This is a genomic window from Limosilactobacillus gastricus PS3, from assembly GCF_000247775.1.
Lineage (GTDB): Bacteria > Bacillota > Bacilli > Lactobacillales > Lactobacillaceae > Limosilactobacillus > Limosilactobacillus gastricus_A.
In genome coordinates this window covers 13,908-27,455 of the sequence record NZ_AICN01000071.1, presented here as the reverse complement: position 1 = coordinate 27,455, position 13,548 = coordinate 13,908, and the positions used below count along the sequence as shown (strand labels likewise).

Below are 13,548 nucleotides of genomic sequence, written 5' to 3'. Positions count from 1 at the left end.
ACCTAGCCTTTTTGTGTTTGAGGAGGTTTAAGATGCGTACTCCAATTGTGGCAGGAAATTGGAAAATGAATAAAACCGTTGCCGAATCGGTGGAGTTTGTTAGGCAGATTAAAACGGCTTTGCCTCCAGCAACGCAATTGGAAACCGCGCTTGCGGGGCAACCAATTGCTTTAACGGCTATGTTAGAAGCTGCACAGGACAGCCCGTTAAAGATCGCTGCCGAAAATTGCTATTATCAAAGCAGTGGCCCTTATACCGGCGAGACAAGTCCCACTGCTTTGTATGCGGCGGGGATTCATCATGTTATTTTGGGCCATTCTGAACGGCGGCAACTTTTTCATGAAGATGACCAACTCATTAACCGGAAAATTAAGGCGGCGATCACAGCAGGGATTTGCCCCATTGTTTGTTGTGATGAGACAATGGGGCGTTTAATCACCAGTCAACGCGTCGAGTGGGTGGTGGCACGGATTTTGGATGATTTAAAAGGACTTACCGCTCAACAAGCTGAGCAGGTGACGATTGCGTATGAACCAACTTGGGCCATTGGCTCCGGGGAAAGTGCCGATCCTAGTCAGGCCGAAGAGGGATGCTACCTAATTCGCCAGACCTTGGGTCATATGTTTAATGAAACGGTGGCACAACAGACACGGATCCTCTATGGAGGTAGCATTACCCCTGATAATATTAAGCAAATGATGGCGAAACCAGATATTGATGGCGTCCTTGTTGGTGGAGCGAGTTTAGACCCGCGGACCTTCTTGAAACTCGTTAATTTTAATGACTAAAATCCTTGTTTTAAGATGCACAAAATAATACAATGAAACTGTAAGCAAATTGCTTGGAATTAAAGAAATAGAGGAGATCTATATAAATGTCACTTATTACAGATATTTATGCTCGTGAAGTCTTAGATTCACGTGGTAACCCAACTGTTGAAGCGGAAGTTTACACTGAAGCTGGTGGTGCTGGACGGGGGATTGTTCCTTCTGGTGCTTCAACTGGTGAACACGAAGCGGTTGAACTTCGTGATGGTGATAAAGACCGTTTTGGCGGAAAGGGTGTTTTAAAGGCCGTTGCTAACGTTAACAACGTTATCGCAAAGGAATTGGTTGGTATGGAAGTTACTGACCAAGTTGCCATTGATAAGGCTATGATTGCTCTTGATGGAACTCCAAACAAGGGTAAGTTGGGGGCTAACGCAATCTTGGCTGTTTCATTAGCTGCTGCTCGGGCCGCTGCTGACGAATTAGAAGTTCCTCTTTACAACTACCTTGGTGGCTTCAATGCTCATTTGATGCCAACACCAATGATGAATGTTATCAACGGTGGTGCTCACTCTGATAACAAGGTTGACTTCCAAGAATTTATGATCATGCCAGTCGGTGCTAAGAGTGTCCGGGAAGCAATCCGGATGGGTTCCGAAACCTTCCACGCTTTGAAGAAGGCCTTAGAGGCCGATGGAAAGGCTACTGCAGTTGGTGATGAAGGTGGTTTTGCCCCTGACTTTGCTAACAACGAAGAACCATTTGAATACTTAATCAAGGCGATTGAAGCTGCTGGTTACAAGCCTGGTAAGGACGTTGCCATTGCTGCTGACGTGGCTGCATCAGAACTTTGGAACGACGAAGACAAGAAGTACAAGCTTCGTTGGTCAACTGGTGAAGAATACACCACTGAAGAATGGATCGAATACTTAACTGGTTTGATCGAAAAGTACCCAATTGTATCAGTTGAAGATCCAATTGACGAAAACAACTGGGATGACTGGGTAACCATTACTGATAAGCTTGGTAAGAAGGTTCAATTAGTTGGTGATGACTTCTTTGTTACTAACACTGAATACCTTGCTAAGGGGATCAAGATGGGGGCTGCTAACTCAATCTTGATCAAGCTTAACCAAATTGGTACTTTGACTGAAACAGTTGAAGCTATTGAAATGGCTAAGGAAGCCGGTTACACGGCAATCGTTTCTCACCGTTCTGGTGAAACTGAAGACACAACGATTGCTGATCTAGTGGTTGCCTTGAACGCTGGTCAAATCAAGACTGGTTCAATGAGCCGGACTGATCGTCTTGCTAAGTACAACCAATTAATGCGGATTGAAGACAACCTTGGTGACGTTGCTCAATACAAGGGAATCAACTCATTCTACAACTTGAGTGAACAAACCCGTGAAGAAATTGAAAACAAGTAATTTGCGCTTGTCATAAAGGAGGTTCCGAACAATTTTAGTTCGGAACCTCTTTTTTGTTTGGATTAAATTTGCGAATGACTCCAGATTGCAATATAATTCATGATTGTGAGGAAAAAAGATACGGAGGTTTGTGATGAGTAATAAATCATCAGGTGCGCCAGAGTTGTCCCGTTCGATGACGGCGGGACAAATGGAAATGATTTCTCTAGGTGGTGCCATTGGAGTGGGGTTGTTCATGGGATCGACATCAACGATTAAATGGACCGGTCCTTCAGTCATCTTGGCCTATGCCTTAGTCGGGATAGTCTTGTATGTTGTGATGCGAGCATTGGGAGAAATGATTTATATTAATCCCGGAACTGGATCGTTCGCCGATTATGCTGCCGAATATGTGCATCCGATTTTTGGTTATCTCGCTAAATGGGCCAATGTGTTTGAGTACATAGTTGTTGGGATGTCAGAAGTCGTGGCAGCCACGGAATATTTGCAATATTGGTGGCCGCATTTACCTGCCTGGGTTTCAGGAATTGTGATTATTCTCTTCTTAGCTCTCGCCAATTTAGTGAGTGTGAAAGCCTATGGAACGATGGAATTTTATTTTGCCATGATTAAGGTGGTCACGATCATCCTAATGATCTTGCTAGGCTTTATGGTTATTTTCTTCGGCTTTGGTAATGGTGGACATCCGACTGGCTTTAGTAATTTATGGTCGCACGGTGGCTTCTTTACGGGTGGCTGGACTGGTTTCTTTTTCGCCATGTCGATTGTCGTTGGTTCATATGAAGGGATTGAACTACTGGGAATTTCAGCTGGTGAAGTAGCTAATCCGCAAGAAGCGATTGTTAAATCCGTTAAATCCGTCTTATTTCGGATTTTGATTTTCTATGTGGGGGCAATTTTTGTGATTGTGACCATTTATCCATGGAATCAACTGGGAAGTGTTGGCTCGCCCTTCGTTTCTACCTTCGCCAAAGTAGGGATTACCGCAGCGGCCTCGATTATTAATTTCGTGGTTTTAACGGCGGCTTTATCAGGTGCCAATTCCGGAATTTATTCTTCCAGTCGGATGTTGTTTAAATTAGCGCATGAAGGTGATGCCCCTAAGATCTTTGGCCGTATATCCAAACGGATTATTCCCGATGCCGCGATCCTAGGAATTTCTGGTGGAATTCTAATTGGGTTTATTTTGGACATTTTGGCCACGGTCTTTAATAAGTCGACCTCCAATATGTTTGTGGTGGTCTTTAGTTCATCGGTCTTACCAGGAATGATTCCTTGGTTTGTAATTTTACTGGCTGAGATGCGCTTCCGGCGCAATAACCCAGAAATTATGGCGACGCATCCATTTAAATTACCTTTATATCCATTGTCCAATTATTTTGCCTTTGTAATGTTGGCCTTGATTGTGATCTTTATGTTTGTCAATCCAGATACGCGAATTTCAGTTATTGTGGGTGCATTAGTTCTGATTGTGGCAACGATAGTTTACTTAATTCGTTATGGTAAGGATGGTCATCCGGATCTTGATAAATCCTGATGGTTAAAATGGACGGTGTTTAGGAGCGAAAAATCGCTCCTTTTTTGGTGAAGTTGGAAGTGCTAAACTATTCTCGTAACGGAGGCTATGATGAAAGAACAACGTTTAGTAACCTTAAAATATAATAATTTTCGTCAAATCGGTTTAGCGATCGTGATTGGTATATTAGCTGGATTAATAGTTAGCTGTTTTCGCCTTTTGATCCAAAAGGCCTTAAATTTAGTCCTTTTATTATTCGAGTTCTTTCATCATCAGCCAATCTGGTTGATCCCGTGGGCGGTACTAAGTGTGTTAATGGCCCTTTTTTTAGGATGGCTAAGTCAAAATTATCCTGATATTAAGGGGTCAGGGATCCCACAAGTGGAAGGCCAACTCATGGGCGAATACGAAGAAGCCTGGTGGCCAGTTTTATGGCGGAAGTTTCTTGGCGGGGTCTTTGGCATTGGCGCTGGTTTGTTTTTAGGACGTGAAGGTCCGTCCATTCAATTAGGTGCTACAGTTGGTCAAGGAATTGTCGAACGTCGGACCTTAACCCCGGTTGAACGCCGTATCGGCATTGCTAGTGGGGCGGCCGCTGGTTTGTCAGCCGCTTTTAATGCACCAATGGCGAGCGCGATGTTTATTTTAGAAGAGGTCTATCATAATTTTTCGCCCTTAGTCTGGATGTCAGTGTTTATTAGTGCCTTGTGTTCCAATTTTGTCTCTATGCAATTTTTTGGCTTACGTCCGGATCTAGACGTTGCTCATGAAGCTGTGTTACCGGCCGGTCAGTATTGGCAATTACTCCTGTTAGGAATTGTTTTGGGGGTCATGGGGCGCTTGTATCAGTATGTCGTTGTTCGCTTAGGGAAATGGAGTCGACTGGTAAAATGGTTTAAACCCCAATGGTATCCGGTTGTTCCTTTTCTGTTAGTGATTCCCATTGCCTGGTATTTACCCATCACATTAGGGGGCGGCAACGAGTTAATCGTCAATTTAACGAAATTACCGGTTTCGGTTTGGTTCTTCTTAGGCTTGTTCGTTTTACGTTTCGTCTTTTCAATGATTTCATACGGGGCTGAAATTCCAGGAGGGATCTTTTTACCTATTTTAACTCTCGGAGCTGTACTCGGCGCATTGTATGGAGCCTTCATGATTCGGTTTATGGGCTTGCCCCAAAATCTATTGCCTAATTTTATTATTTACGCTATGGCGGGATATTTTGCCTGCATTAGTAAAGCGCCTTTCACGGCCATTTTATTAATTACTGAAATGGTTGGTTCTTTAGCTCATTTAATGCCATTGGCGGTAGTTTCAATGGTGGCATATTTAGTCGTTGATTTATTGAATGGTCAACCGGTTTATAATGAGATGTTGCAAAACTTTTTACAACATAAAAAGATTATGTTTAAAGGAATGACCCAGATGACAACTTCCATTTATGAAGGATCGCGCTTAGTGGACAAGATGATTAAAGAAGTTGAATGGCCAGCTGGTTGCCTGATTTTAAGCATTTGGCGGGGTGAAGAACAGATCATTCCGCGTGGTGACACAAAGTTGAAGGTTGGGGATACCTTAATCGTTGAATTAACTGACCAAGATCAACAGGTACATAAAGAGACCATTAATCAATGGGCGCATGAGATGGGATCATAGCCAAAACGCTAAGAGTGTGTTATGATGAGATGGTTATAGGTCGAATAAAATTGGAGGAAACATTGTGCAAAATACTTTAATGACCCTCTTCTTAATTGATTGTGTAGTGTTGATTGCTTGCGTTATGATGCAACCGGCTAAAAACGACAATGATGCCATGTCTGCCTTTTCAGGTAGTGGCGGTGATTTGTTTGCCCGTCGTAAAGTACGAGGCTTTGAAGCGGTGATGCAAATTGCGACGACCATTTTTGGCTTCGCTTTCTTTGCCTTAGCGCTTGCGCTCGTTTTTGTATCATCACACTAATTCATCACTAAAGGCCTCCTAGCATATCTGGGAGGTCTTTTCATCATGAAAGGAATATTATGGCGGAAATAAAAGAACAAATTTTACAATATTTACAGGCTCATACCAACCAAGGCTTTGCGGCCGAGATTCTCGGCAGTAATTTAGGGATGAATTCGGCCGATGAATTCACCTCTTTGATTCAAATGCTGGCTCAATTAGAGCGTGAAGGTAAAGTGGAAGTCACCGATCTAGGTGAATTTAAAGCGGTAGTGCAACCTCAGCAGGTTACGGGGATTTTTCATGGTAATCCCAAAGGTTTCGGATTTGTTGCTTATGATGAAAATCAAGCCGATGTATATGTAAATGCTGATCATACGATGCATGCGCTTAATGGGGATGAGGTCGTCGTCAAAATTCTGCGTCCTGGCAATGGTAAGGAGCAGGGACCAGAAGGACAAGTAACGGAAATTATTACGCACAGCTACACGCGAGTAGTGGGGGAATTTAAACACCTCACGATGGGGAATTTTATTGGTGAAATTATCCTTAAAGACAAAAAGCTAGCTAATTATAAATTTTACGTTACTGACCAAGGGATTAATCCCCAGGATAATGATGTCGTCACCGGAACGATTGCTACTTATCCTAACGATGATGCTCCTCAGGTCATGACAGGGCCGGCAATGGGAGTTGTGGGAAATAAAGATGAACCGGGGGTTGATATTTTATCCGTGGTTTATGCGCATGATGTTCCTCATGAATTCCCCGAGGAAGCTTTAGCCCAGGCCGATTTGATTCCAGAAACGGTTCAACCAGAAGAAAAATTAGGGCGTCCAGATTTAACGGATCAACCCTTGGTTACGATTGACAGCATTGAATCCAAAGATCTAGATGATGCAGTGGTAGCTTGGCGATTAGATAATGGGAATTATCATCTAGGAGTCCACATTGCGGACGTAAGTCATTATGTCCGACCAGGGACCCCACTCGATGAAGAAGCTTATCGCCGTGGTACGTCAGTCTATTTGACCGATCGAGTTATTCCAATGCTTCCCAAGAAACTTTCCAACGGGATTTGTTCATTAAATCCGAATGAAGAGCGCTTGGCGATGAGTTGTGAAATGGAAATTGATCCACAGGGAAATGTGGTTAATCATAAGATATTCCCTAGTGTGATTCGTTCTCATGCTCGGATGACATATAAAGCCGTCAACTTAATTTTAGAATCCCATGATGAAAAAACACGCGCTGAATATCAAGATTTAGTCCCAATGTTTGAAACGATGGCGGATTTGCATCGGATTCTCTTAAAACATCGGCAGCATCGGGGAGCGATTGATTTTGAAGCTCCAGAAGCTAAGATTATCGTGGATGATTTTGGACACCCAATTGATATTGAGGTCCGGGATCGAGGATTATCGGAGCGGATGATTGAATCCTTTATGCTAGCAGCCAATGAAACGGTAGCTAAGCATTATGATCAAATGCATGTGCCATTCCTATATCGGATCCATGAACACCCCGATAGCGAGCGCATACGGAATTTTGCGGAGTTTTTGAGTGTCTTTGGGATCCAAATGAAGGGGGACTTAAATAACGTTCAGCCTAAAATGCTCCAAAACGTTTTAAAAGATGTTGCGGGTACCCCTGAAGAGCAGATGGTGCAGGTCATGATGCTTCGGAGTATGCAACAAGCCAAGTATTCTGATGAAGAACGCGGTCACTTTGGCTTAGGAGCGCAATACTATACCCACTTTACCTCGCCAATTCGTCGATACCCTGATACTACGGTCCACCGTTTAATTAAATGGTATTACGATCATGGAAAGGGTGAGGAAGCCAAAGCTAAGTATCGTGATCGATTAGGTGAGATTGCTGAACACACATCAGTCACAGAACGGCGTGGGATCGATACGGAACGCGACGTTGATAGCCTGAAAAAAGCAGAATATATGGAAGATCACGTTGGGGAAACCTTTGATGCGGTCGTCTCATCGGTGATGAAATTTGGTTTATTTGTTTCCTTACCAAATACAGTGGAAGGTCTAATTCACATTAGTGTGATGAAGGATGATTTCTACGAATACGTTGAAAAACATATGGCCCTAGTTGGTCGGAGTCACCATCATATTTTCCAAATTGGTCAACCGGTAAAAGTGAAGTTACTCCGCGTTGATAAAGACTTGCGGGAAGTGGACTTTGAGTTGGTTAATCCTCGCGAAGCTCCCGTTACTAAACTACGAGTACCTAAGGCGGATGATCGCCGTGGTGGTCGGCGTGGACAACGGAACTCTCATAGTTCTCGGAATCGAGATAATGGGAATCGGAATAATCGCCAAATCAATCGTGGTCAAGCTAGACACCGACCGCATGATGATGGACCACAAAAACGTGACCGGCGTCGTCGCCATTAATGAAAGGAGTCGTCATGGCAAAACAGCATCAGTCAAATCATGAAAATCTCGTGGCACAAAATAAAAAAGCCCGTCACGATTATGCCGTGACAGATACTTATGAGGCGGGGTTGGTATTAACTGGAACGGAAATTAAATCGATTCGCGATCGGCGGGTCAATTTAAAAGATGGATATGCGCAGTTTCATCATGATGAATTGTGGTTAATGAACGTTCACATTAGCGAATATGCTGGCGGAAATATTTTTAATCATGATCCCTTACGTAATCGAAAGTTACTCTTACATAAAAAAGAATTGAAAAAAATTCGGGGTGAAATAAGTGTAAAAGGGATTACCTTAGTACCGTTGAAGATGTATCTTAAACATGGTTATGCCAAGGTTTTACTGGGGGTTGCCAAGGGTAAGCATGAATATGATAAGCGTAACGATATTAAGAAGCGAGAACAAGATCGCCAAATTGAACGGGTATTAAAACACTATTAAAAAGGAGCAGACGGTACAAGCTGCATTAGCAGCGAGTCCGGTTTGCTCCTGTTTTTAATTGGTATGAGTAGCCAAGCGCAGGTCCATTTAAACTCGGTTTGTACAATTTGCTAGGAAGTCGACGATATTTTCGTTGCCAACGATTAATAAGGGTCGCAATTAGAATGGCTAGGGGTTCGTCAGCTTCGTTGGTGATCGCCAATTCATAATAACTAGCATTAGATAAAATCATTGGTTGCATCATAAAGACCAGTCGACCTGTCCGAAAAACGCGATAATGTTTATTTAAAGCGTTACCAATGATAACCCAGTTAAGACCACTAACATAGCGGACTTCGGGCATGATCCCAAATGGCTTAGTAATGGTTCCAACGGGTTGCTGGTTGTTAATGAGTTGATATTTGGAACGCAAGCCCCACCCCAGTTGGTGGGCAGCAGCTAAAACGGTTCCTTGGATATTTTGAACTTCTAGATGATTACTACGAAGACCATTTTTTCCCGTTAGGAGATATCGTTGGCGACCGTTGTCCGTTAAAATTACCGAAGTAGCGGCTTCGTTAGCTTGGTGGTCAGGTAAGTATAGTTTTTGCATCCTGAAAGCCTCCTCGCAGAAATTGCTTACATACCTATTTTAGCAGGCTTCGTTATGAAATGCAGGTAAACAGTCACCGCACCTTATGGTAAAATAAAACAGAGGTGACGAAGATGCAAGAGCTTATCCATAATGACTGGTGGCCGGTTTTAAAAAATGTTTTTGAGGCGCCTGCTTACCAGCAATTACGGGATTTTCTGATAAATGAATACCAGACTCAGACAGTGTATCCACCAGCAGAAGATATTTTCAATGCTTTTCGCTGGACTCCATACAGTCAGGTGAAAGTCGTGATATTAGGACAAGATCCTTATCATGGACCAGGTCAAGCACATGGGTGTAGTTTTTCAGTTCGACCGGGGGTGCCGTTACCACCGTCGCTGAAAAATATTTATCAGGAATTAACTACCGATGTTGGTGCTCAACCGGTTCATCATGGATATTTAAAGTCATGGGCTGATCAGGGAGTCTTACTTTTAAATGCGGTCCTTACTGTTCGATCAGGTCAAGCCAACTCACATCGAGGAATGGGCTGGGAAACGATCACTGATGCAGCGATTCAAGCCCTTTCCCAACGGCCGCAACCAGTGGTTTTCATTTTGTGGGGACGCTCGGCTCAGGCAAAGGAACGCCTGATAGATTTAAACCGCAATTATGTCATCACATCTGCGCACCCAAGTCCATTGTCTGCTTATCGTGGTTTCTTTGGCTCACGTCCTTTCTCGAGAGCTAATCTGGCTCTTCAGTCGTGGGGAGTGGAGCCCATCGATTGGCAGTTACCAATGAACGTTACTGAATAGGCTTGGAGGATAAATTAATGGATATTTTTCAAAATTTAGCTGATCAATTAAAAGGCAAAAACAAAACGATTGTCTTTCCAGAAGGGGAAGATGAACGGGTAATGGGAGCTGCCGTGCGTCTACAAGCAGATGGCTTAGTGACTCCATTATTATTGGGTAATCAAGATAAAATGGCTCAAGTAGCCCAAGATCATGGTTGGGATTTATCAGTGCTTGAGACCTTGGATCCAACCCAATATCCAGCTGACGATTTAAAGGCTATGCATGATGCATTGTTAGAACGACGGAATGGGAAAAACACTTCCGAACAAGTTGATCAAATGTTAACGGATGTAAGTTATTTTGCCACTATGTTAGTTTACATGGGGAAAGTAGATGGGATGGTATCAGGAGCGGTTCACCCAACTGGAGACACGGTCCGACCGGCATTACAAATCATTAAAACGAAACCTGGAAACAAGCGGATCAGCGGAGCCTTTATCATGCAAAAGGGTGATGAACGGTATATCTTTGCTGATTGTGCCATTAATATCGAACTAGATGCTGAAACAATGGCTGAAGTTGCCGCCCAAAGTGCGGAAACGGCGCACATGTTCGGTTTGGAACCGCGGGTTGCTATGTTGAGTTTCTCGACTAAGGGTTCTGCTGCTGGTGAAATGGTCACCAAAGTAGCTGAAGCAACTAAGTTAGCTCAAGCTAAGATTGATTATCCAGTGGACGGCGAATTACAATTTGATGCAGCCTTTGTACCATCGGTTGGGGAACGGAAAGCACCGAATTCCAAGGTGGCTGGGCATGCGAATGTCTTTGTCTTCCCAAGCCTGGAAGCAGGCAACATTGGTTACAAGATCGCCCAGCGGTTTGGGGGCTTTGAAGCGGTGGGACCAATTTTGCAAGGTCTTAACGCTCCAGTAGCTGACTTATCACGGGGTACCAATGAAGACGAAGTTTACAAAGTTGCTTTGATTACCGCAGCCCAAGCTTTGGAAGATTAAGATGGCAACAATTGGATTAAATAATCCAGCTCAGACAATGGCGCTAGGTGAACGCTTAGCGCCATTGTTAGTTGCTGGGGATGTGATTGTTTTAAATGGTGATTTAGGGGCAGGAAAAACCACCTTTACCAAAGGGATTGCCAAAGGTTTAGGAATTCAACGGGTGATTAAAAGTCCTACTTTTACCATTATTCGGGAATACTTAGATGGACGGTTACCGTTATATCATATGGATGTTTATCGGTTAGAAGCTGGTGGCGGTGAAGATTTAGGCTTAGAAGAGTATTTTGAAGGCGATGGGATCAGTGTGGTGGAATGGGCTGAATTTGTTGCTGATGAGCTGCCATCAGAGTATTTAGCGATCACCTTTAACCGTTGTGATCAGGCTGGCGAAGAAGTTCGCTCCGTCACTTTGGAACCGCATGGAGGCCATTTTGAACAAGTAGTAAAGGAGCTTGTCGAGCATGAGTGATGAACAAGTCTCTTTGAAATTAGCTGACCAAACGGATGCCAAACGAGTTTTAAGTTTCTTAAGACAAGCGGCCCAGGAAACTAATGTTATCTTAATTCCACACCTTGAATCCGTTAATGAGTCCGTCGAAGCCCTCAATTTAAAGACCATCGCCCAACAAGATGATGCCTTGGTTTTACTAGCATGCCTTGAAACTGAAGTGATCGGTATGCTGACAATTATGCCACTACCTGATCATCAACAGGCTGGCGAACTGGGGATTGTGGTTTTAAAAGATTACTGGCATCAAGGGATTGGGTCATTGCTAATTGATGAAGCGCTGTATTGGTATCAAAACTATGCCCCTTTGGAGCATCTAGTTTTGGATGTGTTCAAGAGTAATTCCAGAGCGATAAGGCTGTACCAACATTATGGGTTTGTAATAACTGGTGAAACGGAGATTACGGATGCCCGTGGTAGTCAGCAACCGACGATTTTAATGGAATTTACTAATTAAAACGGAAAAAAGTAAAATGGAGGTTGATGAAGAAAACTTTCTTCTCAACCTCCATTGTTTATACAGATTTAATAAATGGTCGAATTGCTTCAACACCAAAATTGTTAACCTGATGGATCAAGATTTCAGCGCAGGCGTGGGCATCATCTAAGGCATTATGATGATGATGCAGGTCAATTTGATAGGCTTGTGAGACCGTATCAAGTTTATGGTTAATTAGTTCTGGTGATAATTTTCGACTGGTCCGGACGGTATCAAGACTCTTAAAGCTAGGCACTGGTAAGTCATAGTGTTGTAAAACATGCTTTAGGACACTATTATCAAATTGGGCATTATGAGCAATTACCAGTTGATCGGGAGTAAAAAAAGTCTTTAAGTGGGGCCATAGCTCGGTAAAAGTAGGTGAATCAGCCACATCAGCTTCATGAATTCCGTGAATTGCCACATTGCGCCAAGCAAAATCAGTTTGTGGATTAATTAAACTATACAATTCATCAGTGATTTGATTGTTTCTGACGACGATCAAAGCTAAAGAGCAAGCGGAAAAGCGATAGTTATTAGCCGTTTCAAAATCGTAAGCAACGAAGTCCATTGAGAAACTCCTTTCCTAGTATTTTATTAGTATCGATTTTATAGACTTCCGGGGGGAAATGCAATTGATAGATAATTTTGCTTTGTTTGATGATATAATTTTACGTGTGTAATTGAAAATGAGGGGGAGGACAAATAATGGAAAATCTTACTAGTTTATTCCCGACAATTGAGATCAAAGCGAATGACCGCCTTGATCAATATACTTATACCAAAACGGGTGGCCCAGCCGATTGGGTGGCATTTCCGCAAACCTTTGAAGAAGTCCAAGTTTTAGTACGCTATGCTAACCAGCAACATTTACCATTAACAGTACTTGGTAATGCTAGTAACTTAATCGTTAAAGAAGGTGGCATTGCTGGCTTAGTCTTGATTTTAACGAAGTTGAATCACATTCAGGTTTCGGGCGAACAAGTCATTGCGCAAGCGGGTGCATCTTATATCGAAACGACTAAGGTGGCTCGTGATCACGCCTTATCTGGTTTAGAATTTGCTGCCGGGATTCCAGGTAGCATTGGCGGTGCCGTCTTCATGAATGCAGGGGCCTATGGAGGCGAAACTAAAGATGTGGTCCAATCAGCGACCGTCATTAGTCCGGTTGGGGAAGTAACTACTTTAACGCATGAAGAACTTGATTTTGGTTATCGGCATAGTAGTGTCCAAGACACGGGCTCGATTGTCTTATCGGCTACTTTTAGTTTGAAAACGGGCGATCAAGAAGTGATTTCTGCAATGATGGATGATTTAAATCAACGGCGGGCTGACAAACAACCTCTGGACTTGCCATCTTGTGGGAGTGTCTTCAAACGACCAGTAGGCTACTACGCGGGAAAGTTAATTCATGATGCGGGCTTACAAGGATACACAGTTGGTGGTGCGCAAGTTTCTAAAAAGCATGCCGGATTTATTGTTAATATCGGTCAGGCCACGGCCACTGATTATTTGGAAGTGATTCATCATGTGCAAGCAACAGTGCAAGCTAAGTTTGGTGTATCCTTGGAAACGGAAGTTAGAATCATCGGACGAGACTGATTCGATGAAGGGAGAA

The 13,548-nt window shown here is 43.3% G+C and carries 14 protein-coding genes; 12 read left to right on the top strand and 2 right to left on the bottom strand.

Annotated features, from left to right (window positions below):
* The first annotated feature begins 32 nt into the window (after nucleotides 1–32).
* The 7 genes from tpiA to smpB all read left to right on the top strand — a co-directional run bounded on the left by tpiA (nucleotide 33) and on the right by smpB (nucleotide 8,554).
* Complete coding sequence (gene tpiA, locus PS3_RS08055; protein WP_007122610.1) at nucleotides 33–788, top strand: triose-phosphate isomerase; 756 nt, start codon at nucleotides 33–35, stop codon at nucleotides 786–788.
* Nucleotides 789–874: 86 nt separating this feature from the next.
* A complete protein-coding gene (eno, locus tag PS3_RS08050; protein WP_007122609.1) occupies nucleotides 875–2,197 on the top strand; it encodes a phosphopyruvate hydratase in 1,323 nt (440 codons plus the stop codon).
* A 133-nt stretch (nucleotides 2,198–2,330) separates the two neighbouring features.
* Nucleotides 2,331–3,734: an amino acid permease gene (locus PS3_RS08045; protein WP_007122608.1), complete on the top strand. Its 1,404-nt coding sequence runs from the start codon at nucleotides 2,331–2,333 to the stop codon at nucleotides 3,732–3,734.
* Nucleotides 3,735–3,824: 90 nt separating this feature from the next.
* A complete protein-coding gene (locus PS3_RS08040; protein ID WP_007122607.1) occupies nucleotides 3,825–5,369 on the top strand; it encodes a ClC family H(+)/Cl(-) exchange transporter in 1,545 nt (514 codons plus the stop codon).
* Nucleotides 5,370–5,433: 64 nt separating this feature from the next.
* Nucleotides 5,434–5,673 (top strand): preprotein translocase subunit SecG, encoded by a 240-nt coding sequence (gene secG, locus PS3_RS08035; RefSeq protein ID WP_040468719.1) that lies wholly within the window; start codon nucleotides 5,434–5,436, stop codon nucleotides 5,671–5,673.
* Nucleotides 5,674–5,732: 59 nt separating this feature from the next.
* Nucleotides 5,733–8,069, top strand: a complete 2,337-nt coding sequence (gene rnr, locus PS3_RS08030) for a ribonuclease R (RefSeq protein WP_007122606.1) — start codon at nucleotides 5,733–5,735, stop codon at nucleotides 8,067–8,069.
* Nucleotides 8,070–8,083: 14 nt separating this feature from the next.
* On the top strand, nucleotides 8,084–8,554 hold the full coding sequence (gene smpB / locus PS3_RS08025; protein ID WP_007122605.1) for an SsrA-binding protein SmpB: 471 nt from the start codon (nucleotides 8,084–8,086) through the stop codon (nucleotides 8,552–8,554).
* Nucleotides 8,555–8,579: 25 nt separating this feature from the next.
* Here the strand turns inward: smpB and PS3_RS08020 are convergent, their stop codons facing one another.
* Entirely contained in the window at nucleotides 8,580–9,146 is a 567-nt protein-coding gene (locus PS3_RS08020; RefSeq protein WP_007122604.1) for an LURP-one-related/scramblase family protein, read from the bottom strand.
* A gap of 113 nt (nucleotides 9,147–9,259) precedes the next feature.
* On the opposite strand from PS3_RS08020, the gene PS3_RS08015 reads away from it, so the two are divergent.
* From PS3_RS08015 to PS3_RS08000, 4 genes are read left to right on the top strand one after another with little or no spacing between them, the layout of a single operon-like run.
* Entirely contained in the window at nucleotides 9,260–9,946 is a 687-nt protein-coding gene (locus PS3_RS08015; protein ID WP_007122603.1) for a uracil-DNA glycosylase, read from the top strand.
* Nucleotides 9,947–9,963: 17 nt separating this feature from the next.
* Nucleotides 9,964–10,941: a phosphate acetyltransferase gene (gene pta / locus PS3_RS08010; RefSeq protein WP_007122602.1), complete on the top strand. Its 978-nt coding sequence runs from the start codon at nucleotides 9,964–9,966 to the stop codon at nucleotides 10,939–10,941.
* 1 nt (nucleotide 10,942) lies between these two features.
* Entirely contained in the window at nucleotides 10,943–11,413 is a 471-nt protein-coding gene (gene tsaE / locus PS3_RS08005) for a tRNA (adenosine(37)-N6)-threonylcarbamoyltransferase complex ATPase subunit type 1 TsaE (RefSeq protein WP_007122601.1), read from the top strand.
* On the top strand, nucleotides 11,406–11,909 hold the full coding sequence (locus PS3_RS08000) for a GNAT family N-acetyltransferase (RefSeq protein WP_007122600.1): 504 nt from the start codon (nucleotides 11,406–11,408) through the stop codon (nucleotides 11,907–11,909). Before tsaE ends, PS3_RS08000 begins: the two co-directional genes overlap by 8 nt.
* A 58-nt stretch (nucleotides 11,910–11,967) precedes the next feature.
* Here PS3_RS08000 and PS3_RS07995 read toward each other — a convergent pair whose 3' ends face one another.
* The gene (locus PS3_RS07995; RefSeq protein WP_007122599.1) at nucleotides 11,968–12,501 is read right to left on the bottom strand and encodes a 3'-5' exonuclease; all 534 of its coding nucleotides are present in this window, start codon (nucleotides 12,499–12,501) and stop codon (nucleotides 11,968–11,970) included.
* Between the two features lie 137 nt (nucleotides 12,502–12,638).
* Here PS3_RS07995 and murB point away from each other — a divergent pair, with 137 nt between their 5' ends.
* Nucleotides 12,639–13,532: a UDP-N-acetylmuramate dehydrogenase gene (murB, locus tag PS3_RS07990; protein ID WP_007122598.1), complete on the top strand. Its 894-nt coding sequence runs from the start codon at nucleotides 12,639–12,641 to the stop codon at nucleotides 13,530–13,532.
* Nucleotides 13,533–13,548 lie beyond the last annotated feature (16 nt).